General features: G+C 59.5%; 4 protein-coding genes and 1 pseudogene. 3 read left to right on the top strand and 2 right to left on the bottom strand.

Going from position 1 to position 7,655, the window contains the following annotated elements:
- Positions 1-148: 148 nt before the first annotated feature.
- Positions 149-1,633: a 2-methylcitrate dehydratase gene (gene prpD, locus FQ192_RS22980; protein ID WP_149660587.1), complete on the top strand. Its 1,485-nt coding sequence runs from the start codon at positions 149-151 to the stop codon at positions 1,631-1,633.
- Between the two features lie 99 nt (positions 1,634-1,732).
- Here the strand turns inward: prpD and FQ192_RS22975 are convergent.
- Positions 1,733-2,620: pseudogene (locus tag FQ192_RS22975) on the bottom strand (DMT family transporter).
- 137 nt (positions 2,621-2,757) lie between these two features.
- Here FQ192_RS22975 and FQ192_RS22970 point away from each other — a divergent pair.
- The gene (locus tag FQ192_RS22970; RefSeq protein ID WP_149660586.1) at positions 2,758-4,167 is read left to right on the top strand and encodes a PLP-dependent aminotransferase family protein; all 1,410 of its coding nucleotides are present in this window, start codon (positions 2,758-2,760) and stop codon (positions 4,165-4,167) included.
- 76 nt (positions 4,168-4,243) lie between these two features.
- On the opposite strand, the gene FQ192_RS22965 is transcribed toward FQ192_RS22970, so the two are convergent.
- On the bottom strand, positions 4,244-5,062 hold the full coding sequence (locus FQ192_RS22965; protein ID WP_133836694.1) for a pyruvate, water dikinase regulatory protein: 819 nt from the start codon (positions 5,060-5,062) through the stop codon (positions 4,244-4,246).
- A gap of 174 nt (positions 5,063-5,236) precedes the next feature.
- Between FQ192_RS22965 and ppsA the strand changes: the two genes are divergently transcribed.
- A complete protein-coding gene (gene ppsA / locus FQ192_RS22960; protein ID WP_149660585.1) occupies positions 5,237-7,612 on the top strand; it encodes a phosphoenolpyruvate synthase in 2,376 nt (791 codons plus the stop codon).
- Positions 7,613-7,655 lie beyond the last annotated feature (43 nt).

Here is a 7,655-nt window from a genome sequence, read left to right as displayed (position 1 = left end):
CTTGCCGGCGAAGGCGATTTAACGGACGCCTTCGCCGGCAAGCCTGGCTCCTACAGGACGGCATTTCAACAATAAGAATCTTGTAACCGACTGAGATTTGCCCTGAACCGAGGTCCCATCAACGAACCACTGCAAGAGTGAATCGAACATGAGCACCAACGTCGACCAGAACAACCGCCCCGACTACGACACGGTCCTGCAGGACATTGCCGACTACGTCCTCACCTTCAAAATCGAGGCCACCGAAGCACTCGACACCGCCCGCAACTGCCTGATGGACACCCTCGGCTGTGGCCTGCTGGCCCTGCGCTTTCCCGAATGCACCAAACACTTGGGCCCGATCGTCGAAGGCACCGTCGTGCCGTTCGGTGCCCGTGTCCCCGGCACGCCTTTTCGTCTCGATCCGGTCAAAGCCGCATGGGACATCGGCTGCATCGTGCGCTGGCTCGACTACAACGACACCTGGCTCGCCGCCGAGTGGGGTCATCCGTCGGATAACCTCGGCGGGATTCTCGCGGTGGCCGACCACCTCTCGCAAAAACGCCTGGCCAATGGCGACGCGCCGCTGACCATTCGCGCGGTGCTGGAAGCGATGATCATGGCCCACGAGATTCAAGGCGTCATCGCGCTGGAAAACTCCTTCAACCGCGTAGGACTCGATCACGTGTTGCTGGTGAAAGTCGCCTCGACCGCCGTTACCGCCAAACTCATGGGCGCCAATCGTGAGCAGTTGTTGTCGGCGCTGTCCCACGCGTTTGCCGATGGCCAGGCGCTGCGTACCTATCGGCATGCGCCGAACGCCGGCTCGCGCAAATCCTGGGCGGCAGGTGATGCCTCCAGCCGGGGCGTGCGTCTGGCGGACATCGCGATGCGTGGCGAGATGGGCATCCCCGGTGTGCTGACGGCCAAGCAGTGGGGCTTCTACGACGTGTTGTTCAGCCACACCAACAACGATCTGGCGCTCAAACCCGACGACAAACGCGCGTTCAGTTTCTCTCGCAAGTACGGCAGCTACGTGATGGAAAACGTGCTGTTCAAGATCAGTTTCCCCGCCGAATTCCACGCGCAGACCGCTTGCGAGGCCGCTGTCACCCTGCACCCGCAGGTGCGCAATCGCCTGCACGAAATCGACAAGATCGTCATCACCACTCACGAATCGGCGATCCGCATCATTTCCAAGGTCGGCCCGCTGGCCAATGCCGCCGACCGCGACCATTGCATTCAGTACATGACCGCCGTGCCGCTGGCGTTCGGCAATCTGGTGGCCGAGCAATACGAAGACGACTTCCACGCCGCGCACCCGATCATCGACGTGCTGCGCGAGAAAATGGTCATCGTTGAAGAGCCGCGTTTCACCCGCGAATACCTGGAAGCCGACAAGCGTTCCATCGCCAATGCGATTCAGGTGTTTTTCAAGGATGGCTCCAGCACTGAGAACGTGGTGGTCGAATACCCGATCGGCCATCGTCGTCGCCGTGCCGATGGCATTCCGTTGTTGGAGGACAAGTTCAAGGCCAACCTGGCGACGCGGTTCACCGCTCAGCGCAGTAATGAGATCTTTGCGTTGTGCAAGGATCAGGCTGCACTGGAAGCCACCCCGGTCAATCGCTTCGTCGACCTGTTCGTGATCTGACACACCCTCGTTCTGTAGGAGCAAGGCTTGCCCGCGATGGCGTCCTTGAGATCGCCATCGCGGGCAAGCCATGCTCCTATAGAAGAGGGGGTGATGTGCTCAGCGTTTGAGCCATTTCTCAACCGGCAATTTGGTAATGGCAAACCCCGCCAGCAGCACCGCCGAATACCCCATCAATTCCCGCGACAGGCTCTGCCCCTCGTACCACGCGCCAATCACCACCGCGAACACCGGAAAAATAATAAACACGAACGACAAAATGATCGGGCTCAGGCGCTTGAGCAGCAAAAAGTAAACGATAAACCCGCCCACCGATGCCACCAGTCCCAGGTAGAGCAGGGCACCCCACGAGCGTGCGGTGATGTCGCCGAACACCGGCGTCTCAACGCCCAGCCCCGCCACAAACAGCATCAGACCCGCGAGGCCGATGGGTAGCGTGTTGTAAGTGATCACGCTGATCGCCGCGCCGTGTTTCTTGGTAATCACGTAACACAGCGCATGCATCACCGCTGCCGCCAGAATCGCCAGCATCCCGAAGAATTCGGCATGGTCCAGGTGCAGGCCTTGGCTGCGGATGATCATGAACAAGCTGCCAAAGCCAATCGCGATGCCCACCACCTACGAAGGGTAGATTTTCTCCCGCAGGAACACCGCGGAAAAAATCAGGATGAACACCGGCATGCAACTGAACAGCAGCGCCGTCAGCCCCGACGAGACATGCAGTTCGCCGTAGTTGAGCAAGTAATATGGCAGGCTGAAATACGACAGCGTGACGAACACGAAAAACCAGCGACTCTGCCGTGGAAACAGCAGCGGCTCGCGACGCAGTAAGGCGAAACTCAAAAACAGCGGGAACGCGATCAGAAAGCGCAGGCCAGCGGCGGTCAGGGGCGGCACGCTTTCGACGGCGATCTTGATCCCCAGCCAAGTGGTGCCCCAACTCAAGCACACGATCAGGAACAAAGTGCTGGTGATTAACCCCGCCAACCAGGGTTTTCCCGCGATGGAAGGCGTGCTGATGGCAATCGACATGGTCGTGCTCCTCTGGTCGTCGCAATTGACCTGATAACGGAAAAGGTCTATCCCTGATTGAACCTGTTTTAAACACGCTATTCGGGATGGAAATGACTGTCAAAGTAAGTATTGCCACGGTGTCAATCCTGCGGGTCGGCTTGGCTGAAGGGCGCGGCGTGAAGTACAAGCGCCTGGCCGAAGCCCTGGAAAAAAGCATTGGCGAAGGCTTGATCGAGCCCGGCAGCAAACTCCCGCCCCACCGTTTGTTGGCGGACAGTCTGGGCGTGACCATCGGCACCATCAGCCGCGCATATGGCGAGCTGGAACGGGTAGGGCTGGTGGTGGCCCGCGTAGGAGATGGCACTTATGTGCGTCAGAGGGGGATGGAACGGCCGCGGGATGCTGGCTTTCGCAATGTCAGCGAAGAGCCACAGCCATTCTTCGATATGAGTCGGAATCAGCCGATTCCGGGGCAGGAAGCTGACTTTATGAGTCAGAGCCTGCAGGCCATGGCCAGTGATCCGAACACCTTGCAGTTGCTCAGCGGCTATACGGCCGATTGCGGATTGCCTCGCCACCGTGCGGCGGGTGCTCACTGGTTACGGCACCAGGAATTCGTTCCGAACGCCGAGCAGGTCATTTGCGTCAATGGTGGTCAGCACGGCTTGCTCTGTGTGTTGATGGCGCTGCTCAAGCCCGGCGACACCTTGGTGACCGAGCATTTGACCTACCCCGGACTGATCAGCGTCGCACGCATGCTCGGCATCAAGCTGATCGGGGTCGGCATGGATGACGAAGGACTGTTGCCCGAGGCGCTGTCGGACGTTTGCCAGCATCATCGGATATCGGCGTTGTACTGCACGCCGACGATCCAGAATCCTACGGCGGCGGTCATGTCGGTACCACGGCGCGAGGCGATTGCCGAGATCTGTCGCCAGCACAACCTGCTGATCATCGAAGACGAAGCCCATGCGGTTCTGGCGCAACAACGACCGTTGCCGCTGAGCCATTTCGCGCCGGAGCGTTCGGTGCTGATCGGCAGTTTGAGCAAGGCGGTTTCGGCGGGTTTGCGGGTCGGTTATCTGCACGCGCCGCTGCCGTTGATCGGAAGATTGAGTGCCGCGCTACGCGGGACGTGCTGGATGGCCAATCCGCTGTCGATGGAAGTGGCGACGGCGTGGATTGAAAACGGTATCGCCGAACAGTTGCTGGGGCAGCAGATTGCCGAAATCAATCGGCGCAAGCGCTGGGTCAGCGGGGTGTTAAAAGAGGTCAGTTACAAGACCCACCCCGATAGCCCACACTTCTGGCTCGAAGTGCCAGAGCCATGGCGGGCGTCGCAGATCGCGGCGGAGCTCAGGGAGAAGAATTATCTGGTGGCGACTGCCGAGGCGTTTGCGGTGGGGCATGGCGCGGTGCCGCAGTTCATTCGGGCGAGTGTGTGTAATTCGGTGGGGGATGATCGGTTGTTGCTGCAGGGGTTTGAAGCGTTGGCGGAGGCATTAACAGAAACCGTGTAATCGTTCATCGCGGGCAAGCCGTGCTCCTGTAGGAGCGATGCTTGCCCGCGAAGGCGCCCTCACAGGCGCTGAAGGGCTACTTGAACCGCCGCTCAACCCCTTTCTCCACGAGGATCTTCGCCGAAATCTCTTCCACCGAAAAATGCGTGGAATTGATGTGGGGAATGTTCTCCCGGCGAAACAGATTCTCCACTTCACGCACTTCGAACTCGCACTGGGCATAGCTCGAATAGCGGCTGTTGGGCTTGCGCTCGTTGCGGATCGCGGTGAGGCGGTCAGGGTCGATGGTCAGGCCGAACAGCTTGTGCTGGTGGGCGCGCAGGGCGGCGGGCAGGGTCAGGCGTTCCATATCGTCTTCGGTCAGCGGGTAGTTGGCCGCGCGGATGCCGAATTGCATCGCCATGTACAGGCACGTCGGCGTCTTGCCACATCGCGACACGCCCACCAGGATCAGGTCGGCCTTGTCGTAATAATGCGTGCGCGCACCGTCGTCGTTGTCGAGGGCGAAGTTCACCGCCTCGATCCGTTCCATGTAATTGGTGCTGCTGCCAATGGAGTGGGACTTGCCGACGGTGTAGGAAGAATGCTCGGTCAGTTCCTGTTCAAGGGGCGCCAGGAAGGTCGAGAAAATGTCGATCATGAAACCATTGGACGTTGCGAGGATCTCACGGATGTCTTGATTGACGATGGTGTCGAAGATGATCGGCCGAAAACCGTCGGTTTCGGCGGCCTTGTTGATTTGTTGTACCATGGCCCGCGCTTTATCGACGTTATCGATGTACGGCCGCGTGAATTTGCTGAAGGTAATGTTTTCGAACTGCGCCAAGAGGCTTTGACCCAGGGTTTCGGCTGTAATGCCGGTGCCATCGGAGATGAAGAAAGCAGATCGTTTCATTTGCACCTTGGGCCTTAAGCTAATAACGAATCTTGGATATGATAGGCGCGATTTGTCGGCCGCCAGTGGCCCGCATTCTCACTTATTTTCCAGGTCCAGGCCATATAGCCGGTCAATGCTCCCCCGAGCCGCCGGCTTCTGAGCTTTTCCAACACAGTTAGTGGAGAGATCACCTTGGTAGAGTACGTAGTTTCCCTCGATAAGCTCGGCGTCCATGATGTAGAGCACGTAGGGGGCAAGAACGCATCCCTGGGCGAGATGATCAGTAACCTTGCAGGTGCCGGTGTATCGGTGCCCGGTGGCTTCGCCACGACAGCTCAGGCTTATCGTGATTTTCTGGAACTGAGCGGCCTGAACGATCAGATCCATGCCGCGCTCGACGCCCTGGACGTCGACGATGTCAACGCCCTGGCCAAGACCGGCGCCCAGATCCGCAAATGGATCATGGAAGCCGAATTCCCCGAGAAACTCAACGCCGAGATCCGCACCGCGTTCGCCACGCTGTCGGCCGGCAACCCTGACATGGCCGTGGCCGTGCGTTCTTCCGCTACCGCCGAAGACCTGCCGGACGCTTCCTTCGCCGGTCAGCAGGAAACCTTCCTGAACATCCGTGGTGTCGAAAACGTCATTCGCGCCGCCAAAGAGGTGTTTGCCTCCCTCTTCAACGACCGCGCTATTTCCTACCGCGTCCACCAGGGCTTCGATCACAAGCTGGTGGCCTTGTCGGCCGGTGTGCAGCGCATGGTCCGCTCCGAAACCGGCACCGCCGGCGTGATGTTCACCCTCGATACCGAATCGGGCTTCCGTGACGTGGTGTTCATCACCGGCGCCTACGGCCTGGGCGAAACCGTCGTACAAGGCGCGGTGAACCCGGACGAATTCTACGTCCACAAGCAAACCCTTGAAGCCGGTCGTCCAGCGATCCTGCGCCGCAACCTGGGCAGCAAAGCCATCAAGATGATCTACGGCGAAGTGGCCACGGCCGGCAAGTCGGTCAAGACCATCGACGTGGACAAGGCTGATCGCGCGCGTTTCTGCCTGACCGATGCCGAAGTCAGCGAACTGGCCAAGCAGGCGATGATCATCGAGAAGCACTACAAGTGCCCGATGGACATCGAATGGGCCAAGGACGGCGACGACGGCAAGCTCTACATCGTTCAGGCCCGTCCTGAAACCGTGAAGAGCCGCACCCAGGCCAACGTCATGGAACGTTACCTGTTGAAAGAAACCGGCACTGTGCTGGTTGAAGGTCGCGCCATTGGCCAGCGCATCGGCGCCGGCAAGGTCCGCATCATCAAGGACGTGTCCGAGATGGACAAAGTCCAGCCAGGCGACGTTCTTGTATCCGACATGACCGACCCGGACTGGGAGCCGGTCATGAAGCGCGCCAGTGCCATCGTCACCAACCGTGGCGGTCGTACCTGCCACGCGGCGATCATCGCCCGTGAGCTGGGCATTCCGGCCGTGGTCGGTTGCGGCAACGCCACCCAGCTGTTGAAAGACGGCCAGGGCGTGACCGTTTCCTGCGCCGAAGGCGACACCGGTTACATCTTCGAAGGCGAACTGGGCTTCGACATCAAGAAAAACTCCGTGGACGCCATGCCTGATCTGCCGTTCAAGATCATGATGAACGTCGGCAACCCGGATCGTGCATTCGACTTCGCGCAACTGCCGAACGCCGGTGTGGGCCTGGCCCGCCTGGAGTTCATCATCAACCGCATGATCGGTGTTCACCCCAAAGCGCTGTTGAACTACGACGGCCTGCCGCAGGACATCAAGGACAGCGTCGACAAGCGCATCGCCGGTTACGACGATCCGGTTGGCTTCTATGTCGACAAACTGGTCGAAGGCATCAGCACCCTGGCTGCGGCGTTTACCCCGAAAAAGGTCATCGTGCGTCTGTCGGACTTCAAGTCCAACGAATACGCGAACCTGATTGGCGGCAAACTCTACGAGCCGGAAGAAGAAAACCCGATGCTGGGCTTCCGTGGCGCCTCGCGTTACATCAGCGAAGCATTCCGCGATTGCTTCGAACTCGAATGCCGTGCGCTGAAACGCGTGCGCAACGAGATGGGCCTGACCAACGTTGAAATCATGGTGCCGTTCGTCCGTACCCTGGGCGAAGCGAGCCAGGTGATCGATCTGCTGGCGGAAAACGGCCTGGCCCGCGGTGAGAACGGTCTGCGCATCATCATGATGTGCGAACTGCCGTCCAACGCGATCCTGGCTGAAGAATTCCTCGAATTCTTCGACGGCTTCTCCATCGGCTCCAACGACCTGACCCAGCTGACCTTGGGCCTGGACCGTGACTCCGGGATCATCGCTCACCTGTTCGACGAGCGTAATCCGGCGGTCAAGAAGCTGCTGGCCAATGCCATCCAGGCCTGTAACAAGGCGGGCAAGTACATCGGCATCTGCGGTCAGGGTCCTTCGGATCACCCGGACCTGGCCAAATGGCTGATGGAACAGGGCATCGAAAGCGTTTCGCTGAACCCCGATTCCGTCCTGGAAACCTGGTTCTTCCTGGCAGAAGGTCAAGCTTCGGCCTGATGGTGTGTGAACGACCGCTCCCTGTAGGAGCGTGGCTTGCCCG

The sequence above is a fragment of the Pseudomonas sp. ANT_J12 genome, from assembly GCF_008370045.1.
In the GTDB taxonomy this organism is placed as follows: domain Bacteria; phylum Pseudomonadota; class Gammaproteobacteria; order Pseudomonadales; family Pseudomonadaceae; genus Aquipseudomonas.
This window is presented reverse-complemented; position numbering and strand designations above follow the sequence as displayed.